At 60.8% G+C, this 16,880-nt stretch carries 16 protein-coding genes; 10 read left to right on the top strand and 6 right to left on the bottom strand.

What is annotated here, in order from left to right; translation table 11 throughout:
• The first annotated feature begins 83 nt into the window (after positions 1-83).
• The 8 genes from CFR71_RS09075 (at position 84) to CFR71_RS17140 (ending at position 8,063) form a co-directional block, all read left to right on the top strand.
• Positions 84-1,262: an acyltransferase family protein gene (locus CFR71_RS09075; RefSeq protein ID WP_165832072.1), complete on the top strand. Its 1,179-nt coding sequence runs from the start codon at positions 84-86 to the stop codon at positions 1,260-1,262.
• Positions 1,263-1,364: 102 nt separating this feature from the next.
• Positions 1,365-1,892 carry a DUF4142 domain-containing protein gene (locus CFR71_RS09080; protein WP_110530369.1) on the top strand — a complete coding sequence of 176 codons (528 nt, stop codon included), beginning with the start codon at positions 1,365-1,367 and terminating at the stop codon, positions 1,890-1,892.
• A 36-nt stretch (positions 1,893-1,928) separates the two neighbouring features.
• Positions 1,929-2,282, top strand: coding sequence for a hypothetical protein (locus CFR71_RS09085; protein WP_110530371.1), 354 nt, complete (start codon positions 1,929-1,931; stop codon positions 2,280-2,282).
• A gap of 39 nt (positions 2,283-2,321) precedes the next feature.
• On the top strand, positions 2,322-4,019 hold the full coding sequence (ybaL, locus tag CFR71_RS09090) for a YbaL family putative K(+) efflux transporter (protein WP_110530373.1): 1,698 nt from the start codon (positions 2,322-2,324) through the stop codon (positions 4,017-4,019).
• 9 nt (positions 4,020-4,028) lie between these two features.
• The gene (locus CFR71_RS09095) at positions 4,029-5,852 is read left to right on the top strand and encodes a glycoside hydrolase family 15 protein (protein WP_110530375.1); all 1,824 of its coding nucleotides are present in this window, start codon (positions 4,029-4,031) and stop codon (positions 5,850-5,852) included.
• 89 nt (positions 5,853-5,941) lie between these two features.
• The gene (locus CFR71_RS09100; protein ID WP_110530428.1) at positions 5,942-6,769 is read left to right on the top strand and encodes an MOSC domain-containing protein; all 828 of its coding nucleotides are present in this window, start codon (positions 5,942-5,944) and stop codon (positions 6,767-6,769) included.
• Positions 6,770-6,811: 42 nt separating this feature from the next.
• Complete coding sequence (locus CFR71_RS09105; RefSeq protein WP_110530430.1) at positions 6,812-7,813, top strand: LLM class flavin-dependent oxidoreductase; 1,002 nt, start codon at positions 6,812-6,814, stop codon at positions 7,811-7,813.
• A 115-nt stretch (positions 7,814-7,928) separates the two neighbouring features.
• Positions 7,929-8,063, top strand: coding sequence for a hypothetical protein (locus CFR71_RS17140; protein WP_275401678.1), 135 nt, complete (start codon positions 7,929-7,931; stop codon positions 8,061-8,063).
• Positions 8,064-8,353: 290 nt separating this feature from the next.
• On the opposite strand, the gene CFR71_RS09110 is transcribed toward CFR71_RS17140, so the two are convergent.
• Positions 8,354-9,178, bottom strand: a complete 825-nt coding sequence (locus tag CFR71_RS09110; RefSeq protein ID WP_239020335.1) for a creatininase family protein — start codon at positions 9,176-9,178, stop codon at positions 8,354-8,356.
• Positions 9,179-9,515: 337 nt separating this feature from the next.
• Between CFR71_RS09110 and CFR71_RS09115 the strand changes: the two genes are divergently transcribed.
• Entirely contained in the window at positions 9,516-10,121 is a 606-nt protein-coding gene (locus CFR71_RS09115) for a nitroreductase family protein (RefSeq protein ID WP_110530378.1), read from the top strand.
• 5 nt (positions 10,122-10,126) lie between these two features.
• Here the strand turns inward: CFR71_RS09115 and CFR71_RS09120 are convergent, their stop codons facing one another.
• Positions 10,127-11,422 carry a replication-associated recombination protein A gene (locus tag CFR71_RS09120; protein WP_110530379.1) on the bottom strand — a complete coding sequence of 432 codons (1,296 nt, stop codon included), beginning with the start codon at positions 11,420-11,422 and terminating at the stop codon, positions 10,127-10,129.
• A gap of 115 nt (positions 11,423-11,537) precedes the next feature.
• Between CFR71_RS09120 and CFR71_RS09125 the strand changes: the two genes are divergently transcribed.
• The gene (locus CFR71_RS09125; protein ID WP_408891794.1) at positions 11,538-12,671 is read left to right on the top strand and encodes a PQQ-dependent sugar dehydrogenase; all 1,134 of its coding nucleotides are present in this window, start codon (positions 11,538-11,540) and stop codon (positions 12,669-12,671) included.
• Positions 12,672-12,828: 157 nt separating this feature from the next.
• Here CFR71_RS09125 and CFR71_RS09130 read toward each other — a convergent pair whose 3' ends face one another.
• The 4 genes from CFR71_RS09130 to CFR71_RS09145 all read right to left on the bottom strand — a co-directional run bounded on the left by CFR71_RS09130 (position 12,829) and on the right by CFR71_RS09145 (position 16,872).
• Positions 12,829-14,115 (bottom strand): Hsp70 family protein, encoded by a 1,287-nt coding sequence (locus CFR71_RS09130; RefSeq protein ID WP_110530381.1) that lies wholly within the window; start codon positions 14,113-14,115, stop codon positions 12,829-12,831.
• 103 nt (positions 14,116-14,218) lie between these two features.
• Positions 14,219-15,580, bottom strand: a complete 1,362-nt coding sequence (locus CFR71_RS09135) for an 8-oxoguanine deaminase (protein WP_110530383.1) — start codon at positions 15,578-15,580, stop codon at positions 14,219-14,221.
• A gap of 222 nt (positions 15,581-15,802) precedes the next feature.
• Positions 15,803-16,117, bottom strand: a complete 315-nt coding sequence (locus CFR71_RS09140) for a hypothetical protein (protein WP_110530385.1) — start codon at positions 16,115-16,117, stop codon at positions 15,803-15,805.
• 35 nt (positions 16,118-16,152) lie between these two features.
• Positions 16,153-16,872 carry a copper resistance protein B gene (locus CFR71_RS09145; RefSeq protein WP_239020337.1) on the bottom strand — a complete coding sequence of 240 codons (720 nt, stop codon included), beginning with the start codon at positions 16,870-16,872 and terminating at the stop codon, positions 16,153-16,155.
• Between the last annotated feature and the right edge of the window lie 8 nt (positions 16,873-16,880).

The following is a 16,880-nucleotide window of genomic DNA, read 5'->3' on the forward strand; positions in this document are numbered from 1 at the left end:
ATCAGTTGTACGAATGATTTTCATTAATATCCAAAGTAATGTCGCGTTTTTTTGTGAACAAACCCATCAATATGGAGGAAAACGTGCGTCGTGAAACGGAGCTTGATGCCGTACGCGGCATCGCCGCCCTGGTTGTGGTGATTTTTCATTTCTGGCTGATCATGCCGGATGAATGGAAAACACAGGCGGTAAGGTTTCCCATGCTTATGGGACATTCCTTCAACCTTGAAACCCTGTTCCACTTTACGCCTCTACGGCTTCTGATTTCCGGATCGGGGGCCGTGGGGCTTTTTTTTGTCCTGAGTGGATATGTCCTTTCCCTGTCCATATCGCGATATGGAATGGTGTCTTATGAACGGTTTGTCGTGCGCAGGATATGCCGGATATACCTTCCCTTTGCCGTCGTCATCCTGTTTTCGGCCCTTATGCTGGTCCTTGTGAAAAAAGGCCCCCTGACGGGCGTGAGCGAATGGTTCGCGACCGGTCCGTGGTCTGTCTATCCCACGGAACAGGTCGTCATGGGACATCTGCTGATGACGGGCACCGTTCCCCTGCTCAGCCTTGACAGCCCGGCATGGTCGCTGATCATCGAAATGCGGGTTTCGCTGGTTTTTCCAATCCTTTTTGTCCTGATGGAAAAATACCGGGAACGGACGATTGCCGCTGTCATCGTCATGTATTTCGCCGCCAGCATGTTTCTGAACGGCATGGGGGAAAATCCCCCCACCACCTTCATGCACAGCCTCATATTCACCCTTGAATATCTTCCGCTTTTCGTGGTGGGTATCCTGTTCTTCCAGTTCAGGGAAAATATCAGGGTTTTTTACGGATCAAGCCCTGCGGTGATACGCAATGTTGTCCTTCCCCTGGCGATAATCCTTCTTGGGGTGCCGGCGATCGGACCAGAAAATGCCGTTGGCGTCGTAAGGAACCTGATCTGGCTTGTCTGTACCACGATCGGTTCGGTGGCCGTGATCTGCGTTGCACTGCATAATGAAAGGATATGCCGGTATCTGCAGAAATCCCATATGCAGGGGCTGGGACATATTTCATACAGCCTGTATCTCAGCCATCTGGTCGTTATCTCGGCCATGGCTTACACGCTGGATGCCATCATGCCGGTATGGGCGTGGATGCTGCTTGCGTTTCCTGTTTTCCTGGCCGCGGCGACAGCATGTTTCTGGCTGGTCGAATACCCATGCATGCAGGCCGGTTACTGGCTGACGCGGCGACCTGTCCTGAAGCCTGAACTGGTGGGGTAAGGTGGCGATGAAAAATGGATGATTAAATTTCGCGTTATGACAAAATAAATAAAACTTTTGACCTTTCAAAGGCTTTTTACATGACAAACTGGAGGAATAGTCATGAAAAAAGCCTTGTTTTTTTTCGCAGCACTTTTGTGTTCGTCTTCCGCGCTGGCGCAGTCGGTCCCGGAAAAGACGGGCATGAATTCCCTTCTGGGCATGGCGCCGAATACGGCTGATTTCATAAAAGAGGTCGCGATCAGCGACCAGTTTGAAATCCAGTCGAGCCAGCTTGCCCAGACCGAGCATGTCCCGGCGCTGGAATCGTTCGCGGCGCGGATGATTTCCGATCATCAGGAAACATCGGGGCAGCTGAAGGAAATGGTGCATGGGGGCAACCTTCAGGCGGACCTGCCCACGACACTGGACAGTTCGCACATGGCAATGCTTGACAAGCTCAGGAAACTGCATGGAAACAGTTTCGAGGAGCATTACCGCGAGGACCAGATCAGCGCCCACCAGACGGCCATTTCGCTTTTCCAGCGTTATGCCGATAATGGTGAAAACACGGAACTGAAAAACTGGGCCGCCAAGACGCTGCCCACGCTGAAATCCCATCTGGAAATGGCGCGCAACCTTCCCCACTGACCCCTTTGACGCAGCACAGAAAGGCATGAAGACCATATGAGGCAGCCCGAATCCGGACGCGCGTCATCCAGCGAAACCTTTCATCAGGATTATGAACGACGGATGGACCTTCTTGTCCGTCGTCTTCCGTCGCGGATTCAGGCCGTCGTCCACAGGCTGCGTCGTCCGTCGGCGCGCTGGATACGGGTGCCGGTGGGCATCATTCTGGTGCCGGCGGGATTCCTGGCCATCCTGCCGGTCTTTGGGCTGTGGATGACCCCGCTGGGCCTCATGCTGCTGGCAGAGGACATTCCCCCCGTGCGCCGGTGGGTGGCCCGCGTTCTGGCATGGATCGAACGGCGTCATCCCCGCTGGATGGGGCTGCACGAAACCCGTCCGGATCAGCCCTGAGGCTGTCTGACATAACCGGTTTCAAGGGATCAGCAGGTCATGCCGCACGGAAGTCCCCTTGTCACAATCCTTGTCATCGGTCTGGGGCTTGCGTTCATACTGGGGACGATCGCCCACAGGATCGGATGTTCGCTGCTGGTGGCGTATCTGCTGGCGGGGATCATCATCGGTCCTTTCACCCCCGGTTTCGTGGCCGATCAGGAACTGGTGCCGCAACTGGCGGAAATCGGCGTCATCCTGCTGATGTTCGGGGTGGGCCTGCATTTTTCCATCAATGATCTGGTATCCGTGCGTGCGATCGCCATTCCCGGCGCGCTGACGCAGGTGATCCTTTCGACGATATGCGGGATGCTGCTGGCGCGGGCGCTGGGATGGTCATGGGGCGGCGGCCTGGTCTTTGGCCTGACGGTCGCGATCGCCAGTACGGTGGTCCTGCTGCGCACATTGCAGGAACAGCGGCTGATGGAAAGCCAGCGCGGGCATATCGCGGTGGGCTGGCTGGTGATCCAGGACCTGCTGACCGTCATGGTGCTGGTGCTGCTGCCGGTTCTGGCGCCGCTGCTCAGGCCGGATGCGCCGGCCGGCATGGTCGATCCATGGCGGGTGGCGCTGGCGATCGGGGTGACGATCGGCAAGGTCGTGGCGTTCATCGCGCTCATGCTGCTGGTGGGGCGGCGGCTGATCCCGATGATGCTGCATTCCGTCGCCCATACCGGGTCGCGGGAACTGTTTCGCCTGTGCGTGCTCGCGATTGCGCTGGGCGTGGCGATGACGGCGACCGAGGTCTTTGGCGTTTCTTTCGCGCTGGGGGCGTTCGTCGCGGGCATGGTTTTGAGTGAATCGCCACTTTCGCAGCATGCGGCCGCGGAAACGCTGCCGCTGCGTGACGCGTTCGCGGTGCTGTTCTTCATTTCCGTGGGCATGCTGTTCAACCCGGGGATCATGTTGCACGATCCCCTGCCCCTGCTGGCGACGCTCGGGGTCATCATGATCGCCACCCCGGCGATCACGGTCGTCATCCTGCGCTGCCTGCGCCAGTCGTGGCAGACCGCCCTTGGCGTTGGCGCGGGACTAGCCCAGATCGGGGAGTTTTCATTTATCCTGGCCGCCCTTGGGGTGCAGTCGGGACTGCTGACGCAGCGCGCGCATGATCTGGTGCTGGGGGCGTCGATCGTATCGATCCTGCTCAACCCGGTTGTCATTGCAATCGTCAACCAGATCAATGCCATGCTCGATCGGCGCGAATGGCTGCGCATGGGACGTGAAGGCCGCGACGGAAGCATGGCGATGCTGCATGACCATGCCGTGCTGATCGGGTACGGGCGCGTCGGCTCCCTCGTGGCGGAGGGACTGCGCGCGCGTCATGTCCCGCTGCTGGTGATCGAGGCCGGGGATACGCGTGTGCATGCGCTGGATGAGCGGGGGATCCCGGTTCTGCTGGGCAATGCGGCCGATCCCGGGCTTCTTCCCCTCGCCGGGCTGGATCGCGCGCGCATCCTGATCGTCGCCATTCCCGATGCGTTCGAGGCCGGGGAAATCATACAGCAGGCGCGCGGCCTCAGTCCCCAGCTTGATATCGTCGCCCGGGCGCATTTCGACAGCGCCGCCGACTACCTTTCCGAATATGGCGCCAGCCTGGTCATCATGGGCGAACGCGAAATCGCCCGCGCCATGCTGGATTACGCCACCCGTGACGAGGCCGCGGCACCCGGACGCGACGCGTCCCCATCCAGCTGAGGGCCATGCATGTCGCCTGTTTCAGTCATGTCACGCCGGATCGAGGATTATGCGATGATCGGCTCCACCCACAGCGCGGCGCTGGTGCATCGCAACGGCACGATCGAATGGCTGTGCATGCCGCGTTTCGATTCCGAGGCAATATTCGCCTCCCTGCTCGGCACGCCGGAAAATGGCGAATGGGTCCTGCGCGCGACCGACCCGGCGGCCCGTATTTCCCGCCGTTACGTGCCGGACACGATGATTCTGGAAACCACGATCGAAACGCCGCAGGGGCGTGCCGTGGTGCAGGATTTCATGCCCACGCCGGTCGATGGCGACCTGCATGAACTGATCCGCATCATTCGCGGGATCGAGGGAACGGTAAGTTTTGCGGCCGAGCTGCGCCTGCGCTTCAATTACGGGGCATGGATCCCGTGGGTGGAACGGCGCGAGGGGGCGATATTCGCCTTTGCCGGACCTGATGCGATCCGCCTGAGCAGCAGCGTGGACCTGAGCAACGCGAACTTCTCCACCACTTCGGATTTCACCATTGTCGCGGGACAGAGCGTCGCGACGACGCTGGAATGGTTTCCATCCCACAAGATCCCGCCCCTGCCGCGCGACCCTTATGCCCTGCTGCGCCATACCGAGGCACAGGGACGGCTGTGGGCCTCGCAATGCACGTATGAAGGTCCTTACGCGGAAACCGTGCGGCGGTCGCTCATGACGCTCAAGGCGCTGACCTATCACCCGACGGGCGGGATCGTCGCCGCGCCGACCACCTCCCTGCCCGAAGATCCGGGGGGCAGCCGCAACTGGGATTATCGTTACTGCTGGTTGCGCGATGCGGTCTGGACGCTGCATGCCCTGACCGTTTCGGGATATATGGAGGAAGCGAGCGCGTGGCGCTGGTGGCTGATGCGCGCGACGGCGGGGGCGCCGGACGGGTTGCAGATCATGTACGGGCTGCATGGGGAACGTCGCCTGACGGAAACGACGCTGGATCATCTGGCGGGATATGAAAACAGCCGTCCGGTGCGCATTGGCAACGCCGCCCACGGACAATTGCAGCTCGATGTCTATGGATCGCTGCTCGGGGCGTTCGATGCGGCGCGGCGTGACGGACTGCCCGACATGGACGCGATATGGCCGCTCCAGCGTTCCATCGCCGATCGTCTGCTGGTGCTGTGGCGGGAGCCGGATTCCAGCCTGTGGGAAATCCGTGGCCCCAAGCAGCATTTCGTCTATTCCAAGATGATGTGCTGGTTCGCATTCGACCGGACCATCGCCAGCGCCGTGGATTTCGGGCTGGAAGGTCCGATCGACACCTGGCGGCAGGCGCGCGAGGAAATCCATGCACAGGTCTGTGAAAAAGGATTTGACGGCGCAAGCAACAGTTTCGTGCAGTATTACGGGGCCGATCGCGTCGATGCCTCCCTGCTGCAGATTCCGCTGCTGGGCTTCCTGCCCGCCGATGACCCGCGCGTGCAGGGCACGGTCGCGCGGATCGAACGCGAACTGCTGCATAACAACGTCGTCTACCGCTACCTTCCCGAAGGGGTGCGCGCCGATGGGCTGGAAGGCCGGGAGGGCGCCTTCCTTGCCTGTAGCTTCTGGCTGTGTGACGCCTACATCATGTCCCACCGCATGGACGAGGCCCGTGCCCTGTTCGAGCGCCTGCTGACCTATGGCAATGACCTTGGCCTGTTCTCGGAGGAGTATGATCCCGTCGCGCGGCGGCAGCTGGGCAATTTCCCGCAGGCGTTCAGTCATTTCGCCCTTGTCCATACCGCCCACATGCTGGCCGGGGGCGTCATCGACGCCAGCGGCCAGCGACGCAGGAAGAAGTAGGCGGCGGATGCAGCGACTGACTGCCGGGCCGGGCCATTGCCGCCCGTTTTCGGTTGGGGCTTCGCGCGGCGGTCGATAGGATCGTGACCATGCCCCACATCCATTCCCTTTACGTCTATCCCGTCAAAAGCCTGCATCGCTGCGCCGTGCGGTCGTTCAGGGTGGATCCGTGGGGACCCCGCGGGGATCGCCGCTGGATCGTGACGGATGTAAACGGGAAGTTCCTGACGCAGCGCCATCATCCCCGGATGGCCACGCTGATGGTGCGGGCCATGGCAGGCGGGCTTGTCATCGGCAACGGGCGGATGGAGAATCTCTGCGTCGCGTTCCCATCGCCGGATGCCCCTGTCATGGGTGTCGAGGTCTGGGGCGACAGGGTGCAGGCCCATGATGCGGGAGAGGATGCGGCCGCGTGGCTGTCACAGGCGCTGGGGCACGGGTGCCGGCTGGCGTTCATGCGTGATCCCCGCTCCGCGCGGGTGAAGGATGCGGCGGGCATCTATCCCGTATCGTTCGCGGATGGTTTTCCCCTGCTGCTGGCGACGACATCCTCCCTTGCCGACCTGAACGGCAGGATGAAGCATCCGGTGCCGATGGAACGCTTCCGCCCCAATGTCGTGATCGCCGGGTCGGAGCCGTGGGAGGAGGATACATGGCGGCGCATCCGGATCGGCGCGGTGGAACTTTCCGTTGCAAAGGCCTGCAGCCGCTGCAACGTGACGACCGTGGATCAGGAAACGGGCGAGGTGCCACAAAAGGGCGAACCGTTACGCACGCTTGCAGGGTTTCGCCACGTGACGGATGGCATCATGTTCGGACAGAATGCCCTCGTCCGGCAGGAGGGCGTCATTGCGGTCGGCGATGAGGTCGTTATTGTGGAACGGGGATCCTCCAATCTCGGACCTCCGGCGTCCTGATTTTCGCTGATGCTCCCCTCCCCGATATGGACGGAGATGCCCATGACCGCCCTTTCTGTCCTTGACCTGTCCCTGATCACCCGTGGCGGCAGCGTGGCTGGCGCGCTGGCCAACAGCGTTGATCTGGCGCGTCTTGCGGAACGGCTGGGGTATCATCGCTACTGGCTGGCAGAACATCATGCCATGCCCGGCATCGCCTCGGCCGCGACGGCGGTGGTGATCGGGCATATTGCTGGCACCACGCAACATATCCGTGTCGGCGCGGGCGGGATCATGCTGCCCAATCATTCCCCGCTGTCCGTGGCGGAAGCCTTTGGCACGCTGGAAAGCCTTTATCCGGGACGCATAGACCTCGGGCTGGGTCGCGCGCCGGGATCGGATCAGGCCACGATGCGCGCCCTGCGTCGCGATCCGGCGGCGGCCGATCGCTTTCCCATGGATGTTCAGGAGGTCCTGCGTTATCTCGGCCCGGTGGAGGCTGGACAGCGTGTGGTCGCCATCCCGGGTGCGGGACTGGACGTGCCGGTCTGGTTGCTGGGGTCGTCGCTGTTTTCCGCGCATCTTGCGGCCCGACTGGGGCTGCCGTTCGCGTTTGCCGCCCATTTCGCCCCCGCGATGATGGAAGAGGCCATCGCCCTTTACAGGCACGCCTTTGTCCCGTCGCGATATCTGCAGGCGCCTCATGTCATGTTATGCGTCAACGTCATTGCCGCCGATGACGATGCGACGGCCGCGCTGCTGTTCACCTCGCTTGAGCAGTATTTCGTGGCGCTCCGTTCCGGCCGGCCCACGGCATTCCCGCCGCCGGACGCGCGCGTGCAACATGATCCGGCCCAACGGGGCATGCTGGAACAGGTCCTGCGTTACACGTTCCATGGCGGGGTGGAGCGCGTGCGCCAGTCCCTGACGAATTTCATGCGGCGCCATCGCCCGGACGAACTGATGGTGGCGATGCCGATATACGATCACGCCGCCCGATGCCATTCACTGTCCCTGCTGAAGGGCCTGTGGGACGGGATGGAAACGGATGCCATGGCGGGTTAGCTGGATTTCCTGTCATGAAACCCTGCTTTCGTTCACACGCTTCATAAAACAGGTATCCGAAAATAGAGAAGGAGGGAGTGTCATGGATTTCCCCCTCTGCGTGCATGCAGAAAACATGTCACTGTTTCATTGGGTAAGGCGTGAACTGCATGCCTGTTTCGATTTCATCATACATGAGCCGCCGCCCCACGAGATGCTGACGCTGATCGACGGTCTGGAGCAGACGCATGGCGTCCAGAATGTGCTGTAGGAGAAAAATACCCGGACATGGCCGCGTCACATGGTGACGTGGAGGGTTCCTGAAAGTTTGTTTAGAAAAAACCATGTAATTTTAAGGAATTTTATGAATGTTTTTTCAGGAATGTTTGGGATTGTTTCTTTTGCGGAAAATAGCATCTGAAAATTTTTGGTGAAGATTTTTTTAAAAATCTTTATGGAGACGTCACATTTTTGAAAAAATCGATTCCAAAAAACTTTTGTCATTCATTATCAATGGGCTATTTTTAAACGGCCTCCTGTTTTCAGACGATCCATGAGGAATCATTTTCCCCAGTTTTCGTGTTCAAGATGCGCCAGCAGGTCAACGCCCAGCGCCGTCAGCCGATCAAGCAGTTTTTCCCCCGTTTGCGCTGAACATAGTCGCGGGTCGGCATTCGCGACGCCCCTGACGGCAATTTCATTGATCTCAAGGGGAAAATTGATGCTGGCATCGTCAAATTCCACCGTTGCAAAGCCATTGACCGGCATCCCCATGAATGGGGGCGGCGCAGCCGGCCCGGGGACAAGATCCTGACGGATCAGATCGGGAAACAGCGCCATGGCGATGCTTCCCAGCGGATTGCCGCCATGACCTGCGGAGCGTTTCGCCGCATCGGCGTCCTCCATCACATCGGGCAACATCCCTGCCGCGATGCTCCACAGATATACGCACGGGATCACGATCCCATGTTCCTGCCGCACGGCCAGCGTGACATCATGAATGGCCTGCGCATTTCCCCCATGACCGTTGAAGATCACGATACGCGTCAGTCCCTGTCGCACAAGACAGGAAATCATGTCAGTCAGGACGGCGCGCAGGGTGGATTGCCGCAGCGCGATGCCGCCAATCATGCTTCCGAAAAAATCAGCCCCGCCATAAGGCAGTACGGGTGCTACATAGGTGGTGATGCCACGATCCGTCGCCGCCATGGCCACGCGCCGCGCCACGGCGTCCGCGCACATGTAATCGCCCATTGGCGCGAATGGCCCCTGATCCTCATGACTGCCAAGGGGCAGGATGATGACGGGATTGCGCGACAGCACTTCACGCGCTTCTTCCCCGGTGAGTTCGCCAAGACATGTCTTTGTAGGAATTTCATTCATCATGCGTGGATCCTGATAATGTAATCGTTCTGGAAATACTGTTGGTGAAATCCTGTTTTCAGGAAAAATCATGCGCGTATTTACGATGTTTCATGACATGCGCGCGAAAAACCTGCTCTCCACATTTACAGGAATTTCCCAAAAATTACCATATGCGGCCCGATTACCCATTTTCCCCACGATCGGATGAATGCCGTCCGGTAACATGGCCAATCTGCAGGCGGAAATATACGAAACAATAAATAACCATAAAGCATAGTTATTTGAATGACATTATTTCTGAAGTAATCATCATGGAAATCCGATGATTTCCTATGCGACACATTGCAGGTGATTCCTCATGACCGAAGCCCCTGAACGCCATTCCGATACTGCCGTCGATCGCCTTATCCTTGATCGCTGGTCCCCCCGGGCCTTTACGCCCGCCCCCATCACGGAAGCGGAGCTTCTTTCCTTTCTGGATGCGGGCCGGTGGGCGCCTTCGGCCTATAATTCCCAGCCATGGCGCTTCATCTACGCACGTCGCGATACCCCGGACTGGGAACGGTTCCTGTCATGGCTGATCCCGTTCAACCATGCCTGGGCACAGAATGCATCCGCACTGGTCTATGTCGCATCGCATACGGTCATGGGTGGTGGCAGGGCGGAGCCGGTACCCTCCCCCACCCATGCGTTTGACGCGGGTGCCGCGACCGTGCTGGTGCAACTGCAACTGAGCCGGGCTGGATGGGCCGGCCATCCCATCAGCGGGTTTGACCACGATCTCGCGCGTTCGGGACTGGAACTGCCTGAGGATCATGCCCTCAATGCCGCCCTTGTCATCGGCCGGCAGGGCGATGCGGGAACATTGCCCGACTCCCTGCGCGCGCGTGAGGTTCCCTCTGCCCGTCGGCCTCTGTCGGAACTTGTCTTCGCGGGAAGGTTCCGTGTTCAGGACCCGGACTGAATGGGTCATGACTGGCGGCGCTGGTCCCACCATGAAAGCCGCTTTATGATGTCGCGTTCATATCCCCTTTCATTGGGCCGATAGAGATCCGGCCTGTTGGGACCGCTCAGCGTGTCGGGGAAAAACTGCTGTCCGCTGAAGGCGTGCGGGAAATCATGGTCGTATTGGTATCCGTCCTTGAATCCCTGCGCCTTCATCAGGGCTGTCGGGGCATTGATCAGGTGTTTGGGCGGCAGGATGGAACCATGTGTTTCCGCAAGGTCCATCGCCGCGTAAAAGGCCTTGTAAATCGCATTCGACTTGATCGCGGTCGCCAGATACCCAACGCATTGCGCAAGGGCCGGCAGTCCTTCGGGTTCGCCCACCCGTTCGAATGCGGCGGCGCAGGCGGCGGCCTGTTCTATGGCACGTGGATCGGCAAGTCCCACCTCCTCCGTCGCCATGACCATCAGGCGGCGCAGGATGGCGCGCGGTGGCTCCCCGCTTTTCAGCAGGCGCGCCAGCCAGTACAGCGCCGCCTGCACATCCGATCCGCGAATTGATTTCTGGAATGCGGACAGCAGGGCATGGTGGATGTCCGACCCCTTGTCCCCGGCATGGGCCTTGCGCTGGACAAGGGTATGGAGCTGTTCCGGGGTGACAGGCGCTTCGGGCGCAAGATCCGACAGCGCCTCCACCATCACCAGCAGGTAACGCCCGTCGCCGTCGGCCATGCGCAGCAGTTCGTCGCGGGCCTCTGGCGCAAGGGGAAGTTCACGCCCCAGATGTGCCTCCGCCCGTGTCAGCAGCGTTGACAGGTCCTCCACCTCCAGCCGTTGCAGAACCATGACCTGCGCGCGGCTGGCGAGTGCGCGGTTCAGTTCAAAGGACGGGTTTTCAGTCGTCGCGCCGATCAGGACGACGGTTCCGTCCTCCACAAAAGGCAGAAGCGCATCCTGCTGCGCCTTGTTCCAGCGATGGATTTCATCGACGAACAGGACCATTCCCTTTTCATGTCCCTGCTGCCGATGGGCCTGCGCCTTCGCCAGCGCCTTTTTCAGGTCGGGCATTCCTGACATGACGGCGGAAATCTGTTCGAACGCCATGCCCGAACTGCTGGCCAGGATGCGCGCCAGCGTGGTTTTCCCGGTGCCGGGCGGCCCCCAGAAAATCATCGACGACAGGCGGCCGGACGCCAGCATCCGCCCGATTGGACGATCGGGGGCCAGAAGATGCGTCTGCCCGATGACATCTTCCACCTTTCCCGGGCGCAGTGCTTCGGCAAGGGGGCGTGGGGCGGCTGTTTCAAACAGGGACGTCACGTCTGCTCCATGTCATTCATGTCTGCCGGGATTATGCATTTTCCCGATACCCTTCATAAGGAGGTCTTTCTACATTTGTCGCCATCCCTGAACCGCCAATGCAAGGAGTACAGCCATGACATTCCGGAAGCCCGCCCGCCGCGGGATCATGCCTGCCATGATGCTGGCCGCATCCTGCTGGAGCGTCAGCAGCCATGCGGCGCCGCAACTCCAGGACCTTCACATGCCTGCGGGGTTTCACATCGCGACCTATGCCACGCATGTCCCGGGCGCGCGGGAAATCGCGCTGGGGGAAAAGGGAACGGTTTTCCTCGGCTCCATGGGGGCAGGCAAGGTGTATGCCCTGACGGGGGACGGTGATGCGACCCATCCGCGACAGGTCCGGGTGATCGCCCATGGGCTGAACCTTCCCGCCGGCGTCGCCTTTTTCCATGGCGACCTTTATGTTTCCGATACGCGCCGCATTGTCGTCCTGCGCGGGATCGAGGACCGTCTGGATCATCCGCCGGCCCCCGAAACGGTCGCGGACAACCTGCCCTATCGCGCCGGGGACCATTCGTGGAAGTTCATTGCGTTCGGCCCGGACGGCAAGCTGTACGTTCCCATCGGTTCGCCATGCAATGTGTGCGAGGTGGGGCATGACCTTGGCAAGCTGATGCGGATGAATCCTGACGGCACGGACCGCGAGGATATTGCCTATGGCATCCGCAACAGCGTGGGATTCACATGGCAGCCCCATACGGGAACGTTGTGGTTTACCGATAACGGGCGCGACATGCTGGGCGATGACGTGCCCAATGATGAACTCAACCGGCTTGACAAGGTGGGGCAGTCGTTTGGCTTTCCCTACTGCCATCAGGGCAATATTGCCGATCCGACCTATGGACATCTGCATCCGTGCAGCGAGTTCACGCCCCCTGTCCTGGGGCTGGGCGCCCATGTCGCGGCACTTGGGCTGCGGTTTTACGAGGGGACGATGTTCCCGGCCCCCTATCGGGGCAGCCTGCTGATCGCGGAACACGGATCGTGGAACCGCTCCCGCCTGTCGGGATACCGGGTGGTCACGGTTCCTTTCGGTACGGACGGTACGGTTGGCCCCGCAACACCGCTGGTGGACGGGTTCGAGCAGAATCAGGTGCCATGGGGCCGCCCGACGGACGTGCAGCCGCTGCCTGACGGAAGCGTGCTGATCAGCGACGATCAGGCGGGGGCGGTCTATCGGCTGACCTACGATGCCCATTCCGGCTGATGCCGGATGGCCAATGCGGCGTTTCATGCATCTGACGGTGGGATTGCGCAGTCACAATCATCATAATGTGCGATAATATTACGGGCGTCCCGGCAGGGCAGAACGCCGGTTGCCCTCCCCTCCTCCCTGTGCGGCGGGCAACCGGCGGCGCCGGCTTTCAGCCATTCATCAGCGCCAGCCCTTCGGCGACCGAGACGAATTCACCGCCCGTATCCACGCGCTCCGCGCCGAAGCGGTGGATGAACAGATCACGCACCGCTGGCACGAAGGAGGTCCCACCTGTCAGGAAGACGCGGTCAATCGCGCTGGCGGGCAGGGCAGCGCGTTGCAGGGCGGTCTCCACAGCCCCGTCAAAGCGCGCGATGTCGGGCGCGATCCAGTCCTCGAATTCCGCGCGCGTGATTTCACGATGAATGTCGATGTCGCGGTGGGCATATTTCAGGACCGTGCGATCGGCGTGGGACAGTTCCCGCTTTGCCGCCCCGACGGCCCGGTAAAGGGCCTGCCCCTGCTGATCGTCGATGACCTGCATCAGCGCCTGAAGCTTTTCAGGTTCCGACGCCGTGCGCATGACGTCCGCGATATTGCGCAATGTCTGTGGCGTGCGCATCAGGGCCAGACGGTGCCATCGGCCCAGGCTGGCGTACCATTCCACGGGAACGGGCAGCGGTTCGCCCCCCATGACGCGATAGGTGGCGTGACGGCCGAGTTCGGGGGCGATCACATGTTCGATGATGCGATAATCGAACTGGTCCCCCGCGATCCCGACGCCCGCATATCCCAGCGGCGTCGCCCGGCAGGTGGCGCCGGGGTCGAAGCGGAGGATGGAAAAGTCACTCGTCCCGCCGCCGAAATCCCCGACCAGCACGGTTGCGGGCGCGTCAAGCCGCTGGGCAAAGCGCCAGCCGGCGGCTTCGGGTTCAAGGGCCACGTTGATATGTCCGAACCCGGCCGCGCTGAAACTGTCGCGCAGTCGCTGTTCGCCAAAGGCGTCATCCACCCCGTCCCCCGCGAAATGGACGGGACGCCCGACCGTTGCGCTGACACGCGCGGGGTCGATTCCGATGGTGTGCATCATGCATGTCAGGAAACGTGAAATCAGCATCTCCAGCGTCATGACCCGTCCCAGCAGCCGCGTCTGGCGAAAGGATGCCTGCGCCAGATAGGATTTCATGGACATGATCAGGCGGCTTTCCGCCGGATCTTCCAGATAGGCATCAATGGCCGCAGCACCGATGGCCTCCTGCAGGGTGGGCCGTCGCGGCTGCGTTTCCTCCTGCCACAGGCACAGCAGGGAGCGGCATGTCTCCGACGGTGCATGATGGGGAAAGGAAAAGCGTGCCGGACAGGGCCGTCCGTGTTCGTCCAGCACGACCACGACGGTGTTGGTGGTGCCGAAATCAATGCCGAGCCGTATGCTCTGGGGGGACGTGATGGAAGACATCGCGCCTCAATAGGCGTCCCCCCGCCTTGTGTCCATCCGTGCGGTTTCAGGGGGTGGACAGTTGTTCGCGGGCCTCAGGCGGCCATCTTCACGCGCCGGGACTTTAATTCAGCAGTGTATGGGCCAGCCTGTTGTGGCGTTGCGCCAGTTGCGTGACGTCACAGGTCACAAGATGCCCGTCGCGGACCACGACACGGCCGTTGATGATCGATAGTGCCACATGACCCGGCGTGCAGAAAACCAGCGCCGCCACCGGGTCCGACAGGGCGCCCGCATATTCGATGCCGCGCATGTCAAAGGCGACCAGATCGGCCGCCATGCCGGGCGACAGGTGCCCGACATCATCACGTCCCAGGACCGAGGCCCCGCCACGTGTCGCAAGTTCCAGCACAGTGCGCGCGCGCATCATCGGCACGCTGTCGTCATTGTCGCGCAGGCGCGAGACAAGCATGGCCTGACGTGCCTCCGCCAGCATATGGCTGCTGTCGTTGGAGGCGGAGCCATCGACCCCCAGCCCCACCTTGACGCCGTGGGCCATCATGCGGCGCACCGGCGCAATACCCGACCCCAGACGCATGTTGGAACACGGACAATGGGCAATGCCCGTGCCGCTGTCCCCGAACTTCGCGATTCCCGGATCATCAAGGCGGACACAATGGGCATGCCAGACATCGGGTCCAAGCCATCCCACGTCTTCGGCATATTGCGCCGGGGTCATGTCAAACGCGTCGCGACAGTAATCGATATCGCTTCTGTTTTCCGCCAGATGGGTATGAAGCATCGTGCCCGTCGCGCGTGCCAGGGCGGCGGTCTCGCGCATCAGGTCGCGGCTGACGGAAAAGGGGGAACAGGGTGCAAGGACGATCCGCCGCATGGAAAGGCGCGACGGGTCATGATACGTCTCCGCCACGCGCTGCATGTCGCGCAGGATATCGTGTTCATCCTCCACCACGCTGTCAGGTGGCAGGCCGCCCCGGCTTTCGCCCACGCTCATGGCGCCCCGTGCCGCATGAAAACGCATGCCCATCGTGGCCGCGGCCTCGATCTGGTCATCCAGGCGGCTGCCATTGGGGAACAGGTAAAGATGGTCGCTGGTGGTGGTGCAGCCGGACAGCATCAGTTCGGCCATTGCGGTGCAGGTCGAAACACGGATCATTTCCGGCGTCAGCCCGGCCCAGATGGGGTAAAGCGTCCTCAGCCACCCAAACAGGGAGACATCCTGCGCGCCGGGAATGACGCGGGTCAGGGTCTGGTACATATGATGGTGGGTATTGACCATGCCCGGCATGACCACATGCCCCGCCATGTCCACAATTTCGGTGGCATCGGGCGGCGTTTCATCCGCCGTGCCGATCCGGGCAACCTGCCGGTCCTGTATCAGGACCCAGCCCCCTGGAATCTCCCGACGCCGTTCATCCATCGTCACGAGCATCAGGGCGTTTTTGAGCAGTATGGAACGGGGCATGCGCGTCCTTCGGCGATGATGGAGTATCGTAGATGGGTTTTTTATACCCGATTATGGTCGCTGGCATATCTTCGTGCCGCAGTAAAAAAACTGTCTGAAATAATGCGCCAAGAAAAAGGGTTTTTGTGAGGATTTTTTCAAAAATCTTCAAATATGCGCTGCATTTTTATATTTTCATCAATCAGTTGTTTTCAACCAGTCCGCAGGCTTTCGCCAGATGCCTCAGCGTTCACGCACGGCCTCGGGCATGCCCAACGGGCCGGTGGCGGCCGGCTTTTCGGCATGGCCGGGTTTATCTTCCTCTTTTGACATCGCGTGGCCGGGGCGCTGATGCCTGCCGGCAGTCGTCTTTTTGGAGGGATTGTGTTTCATGCCGGGCATGTCGTCCATATTGTCCATGTCCTGCATGCCGGACATATCCTGCATTCCCGGCATCTGCATCGCGGGATCGGGCGCCGCTGTCGCCACGGTCGCGCCACAGATCAGGGTTGCGGCCGTGCAGACAGACAGGAATTGTATAAGGACGGATTTGCTCATTGTTGGCATCCTTTTCGTATTTCTGGGGAATCTGTTCAGAACCATGTCCGCAGGCCGAACGTGAAGTTCAGGTCGTGCAGGTCGCGCTCGCCCCGCGCGCGGGCAAGTCCGGTCGCCTGCCCGAATGTGCCGCTGTAGGTGACGCCGATATAGGGGGCGAGCTTGCGGTGCCATTCATAACGCAGTCGCAGGCCCGTATCGATGTTCGACAGGCCCGCCCCGTTCGCACGGGCCGGATCGGACCGGGAATAGAAATTCAGTTCAACCTGCGGCTGAAGGATCAGGCGGTTGGTCAGCAGCAGGTCGTACGACCCCTGCAGCCGCCCGGCGACGCCCCGGTCGCTGAAATAGGCTGTTGCCTCCACATTGAAGAAATAAAGGGCAAGCCCTTCTATCCCCACGGCGCCCCATGCACGGGTCGGGCCGTTATCGATGTCCATGCGGACCCCGGTCTGGACATCGAAATAGCGCGAGATCGCGCGGTCATACAGGGCCTCGTGATCGCCATCCCCGAATTTTCCGTTCGTACCGACCGTGCCTTCGGATTTCAGCCACAGCTTGTTGTAATCGGTGCCGAACCACCCTTCCCCGTCATAGCGGAACTCCCCGCCATTCCCGCTGTAGCGGGCTTCGAATTCATCCAGCAGGGCATGGACATAGGAATTATGGTCCATCACCGGCGGCATCCCGTTGACATAGGCAACAGGGGCCGATGTGGCCGTCATGGCGTTTCCCTGCATCATGGCGGGCGCCATCTGCGCAT

This window comes from Novacetimonas pomaceti (assembly GCF_003207955.1).
Lineage (GTDB): Bacteria > Pseudomonadota > Alphaproteobacteria > Acetobacterales > Acetobacteraceae > Novacetimonas > Novacetimonas pomaceti.

Bases quoted from the DNA above. Each gene is read 5' to 3' on its own strand.
- CFR71_RS09080 (WP_110530369.1), top strand. From the start codon at position 1,365: ATGAAAAAAGCCTTGTTTTTTTTCGCAGCACTTTTGTGTTCGTCTTCC.
- CFR71_RS09085 (WP_110530371.1), top strand. From the start codon at position 1,929: ATGAGGCAGCCCGAATCCGGACGCGCGTCATCCAGCGAAACCTTTCAT.
- ybaL (WP_110530373.1), top strand. From the start codon at position 2,322: ATGCCGCACGGAAGTCCCCTTGTCACAATCCTTGTCATCGGTCTGGGG.
- CFR71_RS09095 (WP_110530375.1), top strand. From the start codon at position 4,029: ATGTCGCCTGTTTCAGTCATGTCACGCCGGATCGAGGATTATGCGATG.
- CFR71_RS09100 (WP_110530428.1), top strand. From the start codon at position 5,942: ATGCCCCACATCCATTCCCTTTACGTCTATCCCGTCAAAAGCCTGCAT.
- CFR71_RS09105 (WP_110530430.1), top strand. From the start codon at position 6,812: ATGACCGCCCTTTCTGTCCTTGACCTGTCCCTGATCACCCGTGGCGGC.
- CFR71_RS17140 (WP_275401678.1), top strand. From the start codon at position 7,929: ATGTCACTGTTTCATTGGGTAAGGCGTGAACTGCATGCCTGTTTCGAT.
- CFR71_RS09110 (WP_239020335.1), bottom strand. From the start codon at position 9,178: ATGATGAATGAAATTCCTACAAAGACATGTCTTGGCGAACTCACCGGG.
- CFR71_RS09115 (WP_110530378.1), top strand. From the start codon at position 9,516: ATGACCGAAGCCCCTGAACGCCATTCCGATACTGCCGTCGATCGCCTT.
- CFR71_RS09125 (WP_408891794.1), top strand. From the start codon at position 11,538: ATGACATTCCGGAAGCCCGCCCGCCGCGGGATCATGCCTGCCATGATG.
- CFR71_RS09130 (WP_110530381.1), bottom strand. From the start codon at position 14,115: ATGTCTTCCATCACGTCCCCCCAGAGCATACGGCTCGGCATTGATTTC.
- CFR71_RS09135 (WP_110530383.1), bottom strand. From the start codon at position 15,580: ATGCCCCGTTCCATACTGCTCAAAAACGCCCTGATGCTCGTGACGATG.
- CFR71_RS09140 (WP_110530385.1), bottom strand. From the start codon at position 16,117: ATGAGCAAATCCGTCCTTATACAATTCCTGTCTGTCTGCACGGCCGCA.
- CFR71_RS09145 (WP_239020337.1), bottom strand. From the start codon at position 16,872: ATGGCGCCCGCCATGATGCAGGGAAACGCCATGACGGCCACATCGGCC.